The 13,167-nt window shown below is 55.5% G+C and carries 15 protein-coding genes and 3 pseudogenes; 14 read left to right on the top strand and 4 right to left on the bottom strand.

The window, feature by feature from the left end:
- Positions 1–24 precede the first annotated feature (24 nt).
- The 14 genes and pseudogenes from CXB77_RS14720 to CXB77_RS24710 all read left to right on the top strand — a co-directional run bounded on the left by CXB77_RS14720 (position 25) and on the right by CXB77_RS24710 (position 9,706).
- Positions 25–2,127, top strand: a complete 2,103-nt coding sequence (locus CXB77_RS14720; RefSeq protein ID WP_105074482.1) for an EAL domain-containing protein — start codon at positions 25–27, stop codon at positions 2,125–2,127.
- A 3-nt stretch (positions 2,128–2,130) separates the two neighbouring features.
- Positions 2,131–2,346 carry an exodeoxyribonuclease V subunit gamma gene (locus CXB77_RS23980; protein WP_347338142.1) on the top strand — a complete coding sequence of 72 codons (216 nt, stop codon included), beginning with the start codon at positions 2,131–2,133 and terminating at the stop codon, positions 2,344–2,346.
- Entirely contained in the window at positions 2,315–2,869 is a 555-nt protein-coding gene (locus tag CXB77_RS23985; protein WP_347338143.1) for an exodeoxyribonuclease V subunit gamma, read from the top strand. Before CXB77_RS23980 ends, CXB77_RS23985 begins: the two co-directional genes overlap by 32 nt.
- A 46-nt stretch (positions 2,870–2,915) precedes the next feature.
- Positions 2,916–3,620 (top strand): exodeoxyribonuclease V subunit gamma, encoded by a 705-nt coding sequence (locus CXB77_RS23990; protein ID WP_347338144.1) that lies wholly within the window; start codon positions 2,916–2,918, stop codon positions 3,618–3,620.
- The gene (locus CXB77_RS23995; protein ID WP_347338145.1) at positions 3,614–4,960 is read left to right on the top strand and encodes a hypothetical protein; all 1,347 of its coding nucleotides are present in this window, start codon (positions 3,614–3,616) and stop codon (positions 4,958–4,960) included. The genes CXB77_RS23990 and CXB77_RS23995 overlap by 7 nt, the downstream gene beginning before the upstream one ends.
- Positions 4,944–5,258: pseudogene (locus tag CXB77_RS23220) on the top strand (hypothetical protein); the annotation flags it as partial. The gene CXB77_RS23995 and the pseudogene CXB77_RS23220, both read left to right, overlap by 17 nt.
- 95 nt (positions 5,259–5,353) lie before the next feature.
- The gene (locus tag CXB77_RS23225) at positions 5,354–5,737 is read left to right on the top strand and encodes a hypothetical protein (protein ID WP_146108841.1); all 384 of its coding nucleotides are present in this window, start codon (positions 5,354–5,356) and stop codon (positions 5,735–5,737) included.
- Between the two features lie 84 nt (positions 5,738–5,821).
- Complete coding sequence (locus tag CXB77_RS20435) at positions 5,822–6,232, top strand: UvrD-helicase domain-containing protein (RefSeq protein WP_197711072.1); 411 nt, start codon at positions 5,822–5,824, stop codon at positions 6,230–6,232.
- A 61-nt stretch (positions 6,233–6,293) separates the two neighbouring features.
- Positions 6,294–7,205 (top strand): UvrD-helicase domain-containing protein, encoded by a 912-nt coding sequence (locus tag CXB77_RS14745; protein ID WP_197711073.1) that lies wholly within the window; start codon positions 6,294–6,296, stop codon positions 7,203–7,205.
- Positions 7,202–7,411, top strand: coding sequence for a hypothetical protein (locus CXB77_RS14750; protein WP_105074485.1), 210 nt, complete (start codon positions 7,202–7,204; stop codon positions 7,409–7,411). The genes CXB77_RS14745 and CXB77_RS14750 overlap by 4 nt, the downstream gene beginning before the upstream one ends.
- Positions 7,412–7,460: 49 nt before the next feature.
- Positions 7,461–8,339: a 3'-5' exonuclease gene (locus CXB77_RS14755; protein WP_105074486.1), complete on the top strand. Its 879-nt coding sequence runs from the start codon at positions 7,461–7,463 to the stop codon at positions 8,337–8,339.
- Positions 8,336–9,268: a hypothetical protein gene (locus CXB77_RS14760; protein WP_105074487.1), complete on the top strand. Its 933-nt coding sequence runs from the start codon at positions 8,336–8,338 to the stop codon at positions 9,266–9,268. Before CXB77_RS14755 ends, CXB77_RS14760 begins: the two co-directional genes overlap by 4 nt.
- On the top strand, positions 9,214–9,552 hold the full coding sequence (locus tag CXB77_RS24705) for a PD-(D/E)XK nuclease family protein (RefSeq protein WP_105074488.1): 339 nt from the start codon (positions 9,214–9,216) through the stop codon (positions 9,550–9,552). Before CXB77_RS14760 ends, CXB77_RS24705 begins: the two co-directional genes overlap by 55 nt.
- Positions 9,542–9,706 (top strand): hypothetical protein, encoded by a 165-nt coding sequence (locus CXB77_RS24710; RefSeq protein WP_431520735.1) that lies wholly within the window; start codon positions 9,542–9,544, stop codon positions 9,704–9,706. Before CXB77_RS24705 ends, CXB77_RS24710 begins: the two co-directional genes overlap by 11 nt.
- Positions 9,707–9,770: 64 nt before the next feature.
- Here the strand turns inward: CXB77_RS24710 and CXB77_RS24000 are convergent, their stop codons facing one another.
- From CXB77_RS24000 to dusB, 4 genes and pseudogenes are all read right to left on the bottom strand, one after another.
- Positions 9,771–10,112 carry a hypothetical protein gene (locus CXB77_RS24000; protein ID WP_347338146.1) on the bottom strand — a complete coding sequence of 114 codons (342 nt, stop codon included), beginning with the start codon at positions 10,110–10,112 and terminating at the stop codon, positions 9,771–9,773.
- Positions 10,113–10,119: 7 nt separating this feature from the next.
- Positions 10,120–10,446, bottom strand: coding sequence for a hypothetical protein (locus CXB77_RS24005; RefSeq protein WP_347338147.1), 327 nt, complete (start codon positions 10,444–10,446; stop codon positions 10,120–10,122).
- A gap of 82 nt (positions 10,447–10,528) precedes the next feature.
- A pseudogene (gene purH, locus CXB77_RS14775) lies at positions 10,529–12,092 on the bottom strand (bifunctional phosphoribosylaminoimidazolecarboxamide formyltransferase/IMP cyclohydrolase).
- Positions 12,093–12,128: 36 nt separating this feature from the next.
- Positions 12,129–13,165: pseudogene (dusB, locus tag CXB77_RS14780) on the bottom strand (tRNA dihydrouridine synthase DusB).
- Positions 13,166–13,167 lie beyond the last annotated feature (2 nt).

The following is a 13,167-nucleotide window of genomic DNA, read 5'->3' on the forward strand; positions in this document are numbered from 1 at the left end:
TTCAGGTTGTTTCACCATTTCAGCATGTCTGTTCACAAGCACACCGCCACCCTGTTGATTATTACTTCCGATGCGAGCGATGCCGAACGGTTGATCGGGGCGCTGCGCGAAGACGGCATTGCGACGCAAAGTGTCACTGTGCCTCATGCCGAACGACTGGCCGAAATCATCGCCCAGCGCGGCTGTGATTTGATTCTCTGTTGTAGCTATCAGCGCGAGGTCGATTTGGACAGCGTGCTGGCAGCGCACCGGAAGCTCATCGGCGACATTCCGTTGATTTTGATCGAAGAATCGGAGCAACACGCTGCCAATCTCGCCAAAATTCGCCGTTCCGCTGTCCGCGATCTCATTCGCCGCCACGATCACGATCACCTCAAACTGGCAGTAGCGCGGGAATTTGCCGAACTGCTGCGTCGCCGCGAAGCTGCCGGACTCAATCAACGCTTGCGGCTGTGCGAACAGCGCGACCGTGAACTGATTGCTGTCACCAGCGCGGGCGTGTCGTTCGTACAGGACGGATTGCATCTCGACGCCAATCCCGCTTATCTCGCGCTATTTGGTTATCCCGATCTCGACGAACTGCAAGCCATTCCCTTTCTCGATCTGTTTGTTCCTGAATATCAAAAGAAAATCCGCGAGCTGCTGCGCGGTGGCGATGCAACTGCGTTGAACGAACCGGTGGAATTGACCGTCATTTGTCGCCGTCACGATGCCAGCCAATTCAACGCTCGACTGCTGGCAGCACCCGCCGAAATCGACCATGAACCCTGTTTGCGGTTGCTGGTGCATCCGCTTGACGCGCCAGCACTCGTAACACCAATCGCCATTTCAGCGGAGCCGGAAATCAGCACCGCTGCGCCAGCGCCCGTCGCAGTCAATGCGGAAATGTCTGCACCGGGCTTATCGCAATTGCTGGCAGAAATCACTGGGCATCTCAACGCCGAACATCGGATAGAACGTCCGTTTGCCATTTTCTATTTGCAATTGAAAGACGGCACACAGTTGCTGCGTGATCTCGGTTTGACACTGGGACTAGAACAACGCGACGCCTACGCCGCACAACTGAGCACGCTCGTTGCTGCCGAACACGGGTTTTGCGCCCGCGTCACTGATGACGGATTTGTCGTGTTGGTCGATGATGTCAACGAATTGGAAGCCAAGGCGCTGGCTGAACGTTTATTGACGACAGCCCGTCTGCCGCACCGCGCCGGAACGCAACCGGATGATGCAACGGCAGATTTTGACATGGGCTACTACTTGGTGCGCGACCGTGCTGGTGCTGCCGAAGATATTGTCAACGCCGCTTATCGGCTGTGTGTCGGGCGTGAATCTGTTCCAACAGCGCCCGCAGCGACTCCGGCTGGCGACAGTGAAGCCGAGATAGCGCGGCGGGTGGAACGGGCGCTGGCGCAGGATCATTTTAAGTTGGTGTATCAACCAATTATCAGCTTGATGGGCGACGATCAAGAAAATTACAGCGTGTTGGTGCGGTTGATTGATGAACACGAGCCACCATTGGAAGCGCGGGATTTTGTCGGTCCCGCCACCCGCGCTGGGCTGATCGAACAAGTGGATCGCTGGACGATTCGCTCGGCAATTCAAGTGATTGGCGAGCAGCGTCGCGCTGGGCAGCGCATCAGTTTGTTTATCAGTCTGGCGGAAGACACTTTTCGCAATCCCAGCATTGTGTTGTGGATTTGCGACTGCCTGCGCGAATTCGATGTGCGCGGCAACTGGTTGACGTTCCAATTTCAGGAAGAAGTGGTGACGAACAATTTAGCAAGCCTGAATAAACTGATGGAAACATTAAAGAAAATTAAATGTCGCGTGGCGCTGCATCGTTTCGGATTGCTCGCGCATCCTGAGCGGCTGTTGCAGAATTTGCCGCTGGATTACGTCCTGCTGAAATCGACCTTTGCGCAGGGTTTGGCCAATGATCCGGCGAAACAACAGCGGTTGGTGGCGCTGGCGACCATGGCACATGAATTCAATGTGAAAACCATCGTCACCGGCGTGGAAGATGCGCAGTCGTTAACGGTGCTGTGGACGGCTGGCGTTGATTATGTACAGGGTAATTTTTTGCAGCGTCCGTCACCGACGCTCGACATCACTTCTGGCGGACGTTAATTGATGAACGCAGAGCACCAAGATTTGCCGCACGGTTTCATGCTGATTCAAGGCAACCGACTGGAAAATCTGTGTGAACTGCTGGTGGCATGGCTGAAACGTCATCCGCTGCCGCCGTTAGAAAATGACGTGGTGCTGGTGCAAAGCAACGGCATCGCGCAGTGGCTGAAGTTGGCGATTGCCGCAGATGCGACTGGCTGCGGCATTGCGGCGGACTGACGTGACGCTGCCGGGGCGGTTTATTTGGCAAGCGTATCGGCAAGTGCTCGGCGATTTGCCGCACAGCTCGCCGTTTGACAAAGAACCGTTGACGTGGCGGCTGTATCGGCTGCTCGGCAATTTGGATGCGCTGGCGGAGATTTTTGCGCCACTCACCGGCTTTCTCAGCGGTGATGATCACGCCCGCCGTCGTCATCAACTCGCAGCAAAACTGGCCGATCTTTTCGATCAATATCAAGTCTATCGCGCCGATTGGCTGACTGCGTGGCAGGACGGCGACGACGTGCTCATCCGTCCGCATGGCAGCCGCGAACCAATTCCCGAAGCGCAGCGCTGGCAACCCGCGTTGTGGCGGTTGCTAGTGGCGGATATTCAAATCCCCCCCGTAAAGGGGGGAGAAGAAAAGCCCCCCTTTGAAAAAGGGGGGTTGGGGGGATTTATCAAAACAGGGCGGTTGGGGGATTTATTGAACAAGGTGAATTCACCACCGCCAGCCGCGCTGCCGTTCACCGTGCTTTTTTAGAACAACTGCGCACTGCGCCAGCTCCACGTTTACCCGCCGCATCATCGTGTTTGGCATTTCCGCGCTGCCGCGCCAATCGCTGGAAGTGCTCGCCGCGATTGCTGTTCACGCGCAGGTGTTGCTGTTTGCGCACAATCCCAGCCGTCATTACTGGGGCGATCTGGTCGCCGAGCGCGAATTGTTCCGGCAGGATTATCGTCGCCAGCCACCGCGCCAGCGCCCACCGATCACCGATGCTGCCGCGCTGCATCTGCACGGTCATCCGCTGCTGGCGGCGTGGGGCAAACAGGGGCGCGATTATCTGCGGCTGTTGGACGAGCACGATCAGCGCAGCCAATACGAGGCACATTTTCAAGCTGCCGACATGCCGATTGATCTGTTTGAATCGCCCGGCAACGACACGCTGCTGCATCAATTACAAGACGACATTTTGGAATTGCGTTCGTTGGCGGAGCGGCAGGCGCTGCGCACCGTCATTGATCCGGCAACTGACCGCAGTCTGGAATTTCTGATTGCGCACAGTCCGTTGCGCGAGGTGGAAATTCTGCACGATCAATTACTTGAAGCGTTTGCGCTGGCGGAACACGCCGGAACGCCGCTCGCGCCGCGTGACGTGCTGGTGATGGTTCCCGACATCAACAGTTATGCGCCAGCCGTGACGGCCGTCTTCAAACGCCGTTATGACGATCCGCGCCGCAACATTCCGTTTCACTTGCCGATCAAGGACAAACTGTCACCAATCCGGTGTTAATCGGGCTGGCGACGCTGCTCAATCTGCCGCAAGCGCGGTTTAGCGTCACCGAGCTGGTGGATTTATTGGACATCGCGGCGCTGCGCGAGCGGTTCGGCATTGACAACGCGGATGTGCCGCAACTGCGGCGGTGGATCGGTGGCGCGAATATCCGCTGGGGCTTGTCTGCCGAACATCGCGCCAGCTTGGGTTTTCCGCCCGACTTGAGACAAAACACTTGGGAATTCGGTTTGCAGCGGATGTTGCTCGGATTTGCCAGCGGCGCAGGCAGCGCGTGGCAAGGCATTGAACCCTATGATGAAGTTGGCGGTTTAGATGCCGCGCTGATTGGACCGCTGGTGCAATTGCTCAATGCACTGGAACGGGCATGGACGGTGCTGCAAATCCCGCGTTCTGCGTCGGACTGGGTGGCGTTATTGGCGCAGACGATGGACGAGCTGTTTGTTGCCGTCAGTGATGCCGATCAACTCGCGCTGGCGCAGGTGAGAGCTGCGCTGGAGAAATGGGCGCTGGAATGCCAAAACGGTGAATTAGCTGAAGAATTGCCGCTGGAAGTGGTGCGTGAAGCACTGCTGGCGCGATTGGATCAGCCGACGTTGACGCAGCGATTTTTTGCGGGCGCGGTCAATTTCGCCACGCTGATGCCGATGCGAGCAATTCCGTTTCGGCACATCTGGCTGCTGGGCATGAACGATGGCGATTATCCGCGCAATTATCACCGCGCCGATTTTGATTTGATGAGCAACGATTACCGCCCCGGCGACCGAGCGCGGCGCGAAGATGACCGTTATTTGTTTTTAGAGGCGCTGCTGTCAGCCCGCAAGCGGCTGGTCATTAGCTGGGTTGGGCGCAGCATCCGCGATGATTCGACGCGCCCGCCGTCGGTTTTAGTCGGGCAATTGCGCGATCACCTTGCCGCTGGCTGGCGGTTAGCCGACGGATCGAGCACGAATCTGTTGGACGCTTTGACGACCGAACATCCGTTGCAGCCATTCAGTGCGCGTTATTTTCAGCCGGAGCGGTCGCCGCGTTTGTTCACTTACGCGAACGAATGGCGAGCGGCGCATCACCAGCTAAAACCCACCTTTAGCAAAGACCACGAAAAGCCCACCTTTGGCAAAGGAGAGCAGCTAAAGCCCCCCTTTAGCAAAGGGGGTTGGGGGGATTTGAAAGAAGAAATCCCCCCCGACCCCCCTTTTACTAAGGGGGAGACAAATCAGCCAACTGAAAACTGCCAACTGACAACTTCGGCGCTGGGATTGTTTTTGCGCCAGCCGCTCAAGACCTTTTATACCCAGCGACTGGGGCTGTATTTCAACGCGGATGACAGTGCCGCTTGATGATGAGCAGTTCACTGTGGAACAGTTTGGAAGTTGGCAATTGGGCGATGTGTTGGATGCAGTGAAAACCGCGCTGGCACAAGATGTTAGCGTTGACACTGCCCGTTGTTTACGCGATGCCGCCGCACAATTGGCACGTGCTGGCGCATTGCCGCTGCCGCCGTTTGCCGCAGCATTGATGGATAAGTTGCTCGCCGAACTGACGGAGCCGGTAGCGCAATATCAAACGCTGTTAACGCAGTATGCGCGGCGTTGTCCGGCGGAAAGTATTCAGCTTGAAACTCTGAATGACGCGCTCAACGACATTCGCAGCGATGCCGCTGGCAACCGAATTATTCTGCAATTACAAGCCAGTAACCTGTATTCCGGCGCTATGCGAAATGGAGGCGATTGGTGCGGGCGTGGCCGCTGCATCTCGCGGCGCAATTCGGCGGCGCCACCACCACCCATATTTTCGGACCAAAAAGCGATTTCGTTCTCAATCCGCTGCCAGCAGAAACGGCGCAAACCTATTTGCTGGCGCTGCTTGACGGCTATCAACAGGGCATCAGTCAACCGCTGCCGCTGGCGTGTGACACCGGTTTTGCCGCGCTCGCCGCCAACGCCGGGCGCAGTGTTAATCTGGTAAAAACCTACGAAGGCGATGATTTCAACGCCCACCAGCCCGGCGAATGCGCCAGTCATCCCGGCTATCGGCGGTTCTGGCCAACCTACGCTGAACTCGCTGCCGATCAACGGTTTATCGTTAATTGCCCAGTTGTATCAACCGCTGTTTGATCACGTTTACAGCGCGGATATACAAATCCCCCCAACCCCCTTTTTCTAAGGGGGGAGAAGAAACGCCGCAGCGGAGCTAGACGTATGAACGACGCACTGAATCCGTTGACTTTTCCGCTCACCGGCACTCGGCTGATTGAAGCCAGCGCCGGCACCGGCAAAACCTTCACGCTGGCGCTGCTGTATGTCCGACTGGTGCTCGGTCACGGCGATGACAACTCGGCATTTCCGCGCCCATTAACGCCGCCGCAAATTCTGGTGGTCACTTTCACTGATGCAGCAACCAAGGCACTGCGCGACCGGATTCGGGCGTTGCTGGTCGCAGCGGCGCAGTGTTTTGAGGCGGATATTCAAATCCCCAATCCTTCTTTTTCTAAGGGGGGAAGCGATGCGTCGGAATCGTTGCTGGCACTGCGCGAAACCTATGCTCCGAACGAATGGGCGGAATGTGCGCAGCGCCTGCGTTTAGCTGCGCAATGGATGGACGAGCGATGATTTCGACCATCCATGCGTGGTGTTATCGAATGCTGCAAGAACACGCTTCGACACTCGCGGGTTGTTCACGCGGGAACTCGTCACCGATCAAACCGAATTGCTGGCGGAAGTGGTGCGCGATTATTGGCGCGTTCATTTTTATCCGCTGGAACCCGCACAAGCGGCATTGATGCTGGGCGTGGTGAAATCGCCAGAAGAATTGCAGAAAAAACTCAAGGTGTTGCTGGCGCGGCGCGAAATTCCGCTGGCGCATCAAGGGCAGCTGCTCGTCGTTGATTCGCTCGCTGATGTGTTGGCGCAAGCGCAGTTGCAGCATGGAACAACAAGCGCGGAATTTGTGGCAAGCGGATCAAGCCAATCTCGAACAGCAATTGCGCGGGCTGCGCGAGCATTTCAACGGCAATGTTCACGGCAGCGCCAATGCCGACAAATTCGAGGAATTGCTGGCGGAAATCGCGGACTGGGCGGCTGGTGCGCTGCGCCCAATAAATTACTGAGCTTTGCGCAGGGCGCATTTCGGTTCAGAAAAGGCGCGAAAATTCAAACTGAAATCGTCCATCCGGCATTTCAGGCGCTGGCGAATTTGCAGCAGTATCAAGCACAACCGCAATTGCCATTCGCCGCTCAAGTGCTGGCACACGCCAAACAATGGGTGGCGAAAACGCTCGATGAGCGCCAGCAATTACGCGCCGAAATGGGTTTTGATGACCTGTTGCGGGAATTGGAGGCAGCGCTGGCGCGGTCTGCTGCGGATGCGCCAAATGGAGCCAGTTCTCGTCTCGCCGCCATCATTCGCGCTCAATTTCCCGTCGCGTTAATCGACGAATTTCAAGACACCGATCCGCTGCAATACCTGATTTTTAATCACATTTATGGCGTTGCTGCGAACAACCCGAACACGGCGCTGATTTTAATCGGCGACCGAAGCAGGCGATTTATGGCTTTCGCGGCGCAGATATTCACACCTATTTGACAGCGCGAGCTGCGACAACTGGGCGTCATCACCGGCTGGGCGTGAATTACCGTTCCACCAGCGCCGTGATTGATGCGTGTCAACGGTTGTTTGCGCCCGCAGAAACTGGGTCGTCACGCGGCGCGTTTCGGTGCAAAACCGACGACGGTCACAATCCGATTCCGTTGCAAACCGTGATCGCCAGCGAACGTTGCATCCGCGTTTAATTTTGGACGGCGTGGACGCAGTCGCACTCACGTTTGGACGCTCGACGGCGTGGACGAGCAGCCCGTCAGTCCCGGCGTTACCGCGAGCAGATGGCGGCTGCGACTGCACCCAACTGGTACGTGGTTTGCGCAAGCCGCTGAAGGGAAAGCCGGTTTTATTGACGGCGAGGTGTTTCAACCGCTGCGCGGACAAGACATCGCCATTTTGGTACACACCGGCACGGAAGCGCAGATCATGCGCGAGGCGCTGGCAGCGCGGCGGATTCACAGCGTCTATCTGTCTGATCGGGAATCGGTTTTTCAAACTGAAGAGGCAAAAGACCTGCTGCATTGGCTGCGAGCAGTCGCTGCGCCAACTGATGACCGTGTGGTGTGCGCCGCGCTGGGAACCAACACGCTGGCGCTGCCGCTGGAGCATTTGGCGCAACTGCAACAGGATGAATTGGCGTGGGAAGCGCAGATCGAGCGGTTTCGCGGTTATCAATTGCTGTGGCAGCAGCAAGGCGTACTGACAATGCTGCGGCAGTTATTGCACGATTTCGCATTGCCAGCACAGTTGCTCCAGCAGCCCAACGGCGAGCGTATCCTCACGAATTTATTGCATTTATCCGAATGGTTGCAGCAGTCAGCAACTGCGCTTGACGGCGAGCAGGCGCTGATTTGGCATCTCACTGCGCATCTCGACAGCAGCGGCGACGAGTTCATTCAACGCCTTGAAAGTGATGCAGAATTAGTGAAAGTCATCACCATTCACAAAGCCAAGGGTTTGGAATATCCGCTGGTGCTGCTGCCGTTTATCTGTCATTGGAAAGAGGTTGATGACAAAACGCGTCAAGTGCTGTATCGCAACGGTACACAGACCTTTTTGGAAGTGGCGGGAAAAAACAGTTTGCGGAAGCGTGGGAAGCAGCGGATGAAGCGCGATTGAGTGAGGATGTGCGGCTGATTTATGTCGCCGTCACTCGCGCCCGCAATGCGCTGATGTTGGGTGTCGCACCGTTAAAAAGTGGCAATGTAAAAATTCCGCAGTTGGAAAAATCGGCTTTTGGTTACTTGCTCAATGGCGGTAACAAGTTTGCGAGTGCAGCGGAAGTGTGGACGGCGCTGGCGGAGCTGCAAGGCGATTGTCCGCATCTGCGCATTCAGCCAGCGCCTGCGCCAACTGCCACTTGGTTTACGCCGCCACCGACCGCGCAATTGGAAGCAGCGCGAGTCGCTAATTTTTCGCTACCGTCGCGTTGGTGGATTGCCAGCTATTCGGCGCTGAAAACCATCACGGCTGCCGAGCCAGAAACACCATTGCAAAACAGAGTGTTAGAAGAAGCAGAACTGGAAAGATTGAGCATCGCGCCGCAGGAATCGTTTGCGTCCGAACTGCGCCAACTACATGATTTTCCGAGAGGAACGCGCTCTGGAACCTTTTTGCACGGCATTTTGGAATGGGCTGCGGAGTGCGAAACCCGTGACGCTGACGGTCAATTGCTGTTTGGTTTTGCCGCAGCGGCTGCGTCTGCGCCAGCACGATTGGAAATGTTAAAAAATCGCTGTGCATTGAATGGATTAACTGAATGGATTGTCCCGCTGGAGCAATGGCTCGGCGCTTTTCTCAATCAAACGTGGTCACTTGAAATCCCTCCCGCCCCCCTTTTTCAAAGGGAGAGAAATCCCCCCTGCCCCCCTTTTACAAAGGGGGAGAAAGAAAAGCCCCCCTTTAGCAAAGGGGGGTTGGGGGATTTGATGAAACAAGTGAGTTGGGGAGATTTGCATTGCGCGATCTCGCGCCAAATGCTATTCAAGTTGAAATGGAATTTTGGATTGAAAGTCATGGCGTTAAAACGACCACGCTCGATCAATTAGTGCAGAAACATTGCCAGCCCAATCAACCGCGTCCACCGCTCGCCAGCAATCAATTAAACGGAATGCTCAAAGGATTTATTGATTTGTTATTGGTGCACGAGGGGCGTTATTACGTCGTCGATTGGAAATCGAATTGGCTTGGCAAAGATGATGCGGCGTATACGCGAATGGCGATGCAACTGGAGATGCTGCATCACCGTTATGATTTGCAAGCCGTGTTGTATGTGCTGGCGCTGCATCGGCTATTGAAAGCGCGATTGCCAAATTACGATTATGACGCGTGATATTGGCGGCGCGATTTATGTTTTTCTGCGTGGCGCAGCAACAGCCAGTCAAGGGTTATTGATGGATAAACCGCCGCGTCAATTGATTGAAGAAATTGATGAATTATTTGCTGGCGCAGCGCGTCAATCCGCAAACGAAATCAATCCGCGCTGACTGGATTGAATAAACTGCACAATCTGCGCCGTTTCTGGGCTGGGATATTCTAATTCAGCTTGAATTAACGCTGCGCTAAACGCAAACCAGAACGCATAATTAACCGATAAACCGCTTTAATTTGACTGCGCTGAATTTGCGTAAATCCATTGCGGCGCAGCCCGACTACATTTAATCCAATCATTCGGCTCGATGTCCATCCGCAACGCAAACGGCGGCACATCTGCGCCACGCCCGTCACTCCCGCCACCATGCATACGCGCCAATGCGACAGAATTGATGCACTGCACTTGACCAGATAAAAATACGCGATCTTCAATCGTGACATGCCCGCGAGCGTGGCGGTATTGGCAAAGATATTGTGATCGCCAATCACGCAATCATGCCCAGCATGTGAAAATGCCATCCAATAATTATCGTTGCCAATTCGGTGCCTTCGTCGATTTAATACCGCAACTGATATTAACGCCTTCTTTGAAATGATTGCGGTCGCCAATGGTTAATGGTTTAGCGCGGTCGGGAGTGAAAGTGAAATCCTGCGGCTCGGCACCGAGCGTCGCTCCGTGACACACGCGGTTATTCATGCCCATGCGCGTATTGCCATAAATACGCGCACAGCTATCAATAATGCAGCCAGCACCAATGACAGCTCCTGCTTCAATAATTGAATACGCGCCCACTTGCACCGTGTCGTGCAATTGAGCGCCAGCTTCAATAATCGCAGTGGGATGAATCCGCATGTTTAACTTTAACCCTTGCCAATCGGACTAAAAGCCCCCTTTGAAAAAGGGGGTTGGGGGATTTATAAAAGGGCTGGAGGATTTAATGGCGGAAATGGCGCATTTCTGTGAAGATCATCGCCATGCCATGTTCATTCGCAGCGGCAATGACTTCAGCATCGCGCATGGAGCCACCCGGTTGAATCACGGCAGTAATTCCTGCTTCGCGGCTTGATCAATGCCATCGCGGAATGGAAAAAACGCATCGGATGCCATCACTGCGCCAGCAACAATTAACCCGGCGTGTTCGGCTTTAATGCGTGCAATTCGCGCCGAATTCACCCGGCTCATTTGCCCGCGCCAACGCCGATGGTCATTTGTTCACGGCCATAAATAATGGCATTGGATTTTACAAATTTAGCCACGCGCCAGCTAAATAATAAGTCGGCATATTCCTGTGCAGTGGGAGCGCGTTCGGTGACCGTTTTGACCTGTTCGGTGAGACACAAATCCGCATCTTGCACCAGCAATCCGCCGTTGACTCGTTTGAAATCAAGGCGATACGCAGGTTCTGCATTCCAAGTGCCGCATTCGAGCAGCCGTACGTTTTGTTTCGCGGCGACGACGGCACACGCAGCGGCGCTGATGCGCGGGGCGATGATGACCTCAACAAATTGCCGTTCCACAATGGCTTGCGCGGTTTCTGCGTCGAGTTCGTCGTTAAACGCGATGATGCCGCCGAATGCCGATTCGGGATCGGTTTGATAGGCGCGGTTGTAGGCGTCGAGCAGGCTGGTGCTGACAGCGACGCCGCACGGATTGGCGTGTTTGACGATCACGCAGGCGGGCGCTCCGCTGAATTGTTTGACGCATTCGAGCGCGGCGTCGGTGTCGCCAATGTTGTTATAAGACAGTTCCTTACCTTGAATTTGGCGGGCGGTGCTGATGCCAACTTCGCTGTGATCGTGTTCGACATAAAACGCGGCATGTTGATGCGGATTTTCGCCATAACGCAGCGCCTGCTGACGCTTGAATTGCAGGCTCAAGGTGCGCGGGAAGGCGCTGTTTTCACCCACCGCAGTCGCCACGCGGGCACCGAGATAATTGGCAATTGCGCCGTCATAACGCGCAGTGTGTTCAAACACTTTGACTGCCAAATCAAAGCGCGTTGCGACACAAACGCCGCCGTTGCGCTCCAGTTCGGACAAGACGCGGGTGTAATCCGCTGCATCGACGACGACGGTCACGCCGGCGTGATTTTTGGCGGCAGCGCGTAGCATGGTCGGGCCGCCGATGTCGATGTTTTCAATCGCAGTTTTCAAATCGCAGTCGGGATTGGCGACGGTCTGCTCGAACGGGTACAGATTGACGACCACCAAATCAATCGGCGCAATCGCGTTGGCCGCCATCACCGCCTCGTCAATGCCGCGTCGTCCCAAAATGCCGCCGTGAATGCGCGGATGGAGCGTTTTGACGCGCCCGTCCATCATTTCAGGAAAACCTGTGTAATCAGAGACTTCAATGACGGGGATGCCGTGCGCGGTGAGCAGTTTGGCAGTGCCGCCGGTGGAGAGAATTTCGACGTTGTGCGCGGCGAGGGCGAGGGCAAAATCGACTACTCCGGTTTTATCAGAAACGCTAATCAGGGCGCGATGAATGGCTTGCATCAAATTGAGTCCGAACGTCGTTAAAGGGTTGAAAATTCAAGTTATATCCGCGCAGCGGGCGAAAAATGTTTGCACCAGCGCGGTTTGTTGGGCTGGCGTCTGCGCCTGATTGACCGTTGCCCGAAATGCCGTCGCCTGAGGAAAGCTGCGGCAATACCACGCGAGATGTTTACGCGCAATTTGCACGCCCATGGTTGCGCCATAAAATTGATATAATTCATCAAGATGGGTGCAGACAAGCGCGGCAATCCAGCTGGCGCGGGCAGTGGCGGCGGGGCAACGCCGGTGGTCAATTCCGCCGCGAGATCACGAAATAACCACGGTCGCCCTCGCGCAGCGCGTCCAATCATAATCGCATCCGCCCCGGTTGCATCCACAATGCGGCGAACGTCCTCCGCCGTAGCGATGTCGCCGTTGGCAATTAAAGTGCCAGTGAACACCTCGCGGACGGCAGCCAGCGTGTCGTGTTCGGCCGGAATGTTGTAATGACAAGCGCGAGTGCGTCCGTGTACGGTCAACGCCGCAATGCCAGAATCGTGCGCGATGTGCGCAATGGCGGGCGCGTTGCGGGTTTCTGGCGACCAGCCGGTGCGAATTTTCAGCGTGACCGGCACCTGCACTGCCGCGACGACCGCCGCCAAAATCCGCCCAACCAATGGCTCATCGCGCAGCAAAGCGGAACCGGCAGCGACGCGGCAGACTTTCTGCGCGGGACAACCCATATTGATGTCAATAATCTGCGCACCTAAATCGACATTCAACTGGGCAGCTTGCGCCAATTCAATTGGGTTTGCGCCGACAATTTGCGCGGCAATGATGCCGGATTCACCGCTATAATCAAGACGGCGCAATGATTGACGACTGCCCCATAATGCCGTATTCGCTGCGACCATTTCCGCTACAGTATAACCGGCACCGAATTGGCGACATAACACACGAAAGGGGCGATCCGTAATTCCTGCCATTGGCGCGAGCACCAGATTATTCGCAAATTGATAGCGCCCAATTGTGAATGGATGCAAAACGTTTTGCGTTCCAATGCGTTGATCGTGTATTGAAAATGAATCAAGCATTT

Origin of the sequence: Chromatium okenii, assembly GCF_002958735.1 — a bacterium.
Taxonomy (GTDB): Bacteria; Pseudomonadota; Gammaproteobacteria; order Chromatiales; family Chromatiaceae; genus Chromatium; species Chromatium okenii_A.

Coding starts and splice junctions, on each gene's coding strand:
- CXB77_RS14720 (WP_105074482.1), top strand. CDS start 25: ATGTCTGTTCACAAGCACACCGCCACCCTGTTGATTATTACTTCCGAT.
- CXB77_RS23980 (WP_347338142.1), top strand. CDS start 2,131: ATGAACGCAGAGCACCAAGATTTGCCGCACGGTTTCATGCTGATTCAA.
- CXB77_RS23985 (WP_347338143.1), top strand. CDS start 2,315: ATGCGACTGGCTGCGGCATTGCGGCGGACTGACGTGACGCTGCCGGGG.
- CXB77_RS20435 (WP_197711072.1), top strand. CDS start 5,822: ATGAACGACGCACTGAATCCGTTGACTTTTCCGCTCACCGGCACTCGG.
- CXB77_RS24705 (WP_105074488.1), top strand. CDS start 9,214: ATGGAATTTTGGATTGAAAGTCATGGCGTTAAAACGACCACGCTCGAT.
- CXB77_RS24710 (WP_431520735.1), top strand. CDS start 9,542: ATGACGCGTGATATTGGCGGCGCGATTTATGTTTTTCTGCGTGGCGCA.
- CXB77_RS24000 (WP_347338146.1), bottom strand. CDS start 10,112: ATGGCATTTTCACATGCTGGGCATGATTGCGTGATTGGCGATCACAAT.
- CXB77_RS24005 (WP_347338147.1), bottom strand. CDS start 10,446: ATGCGGATTCATCCCACTGCGATTATTGAAGCTGGCGCTCAATTGCAC.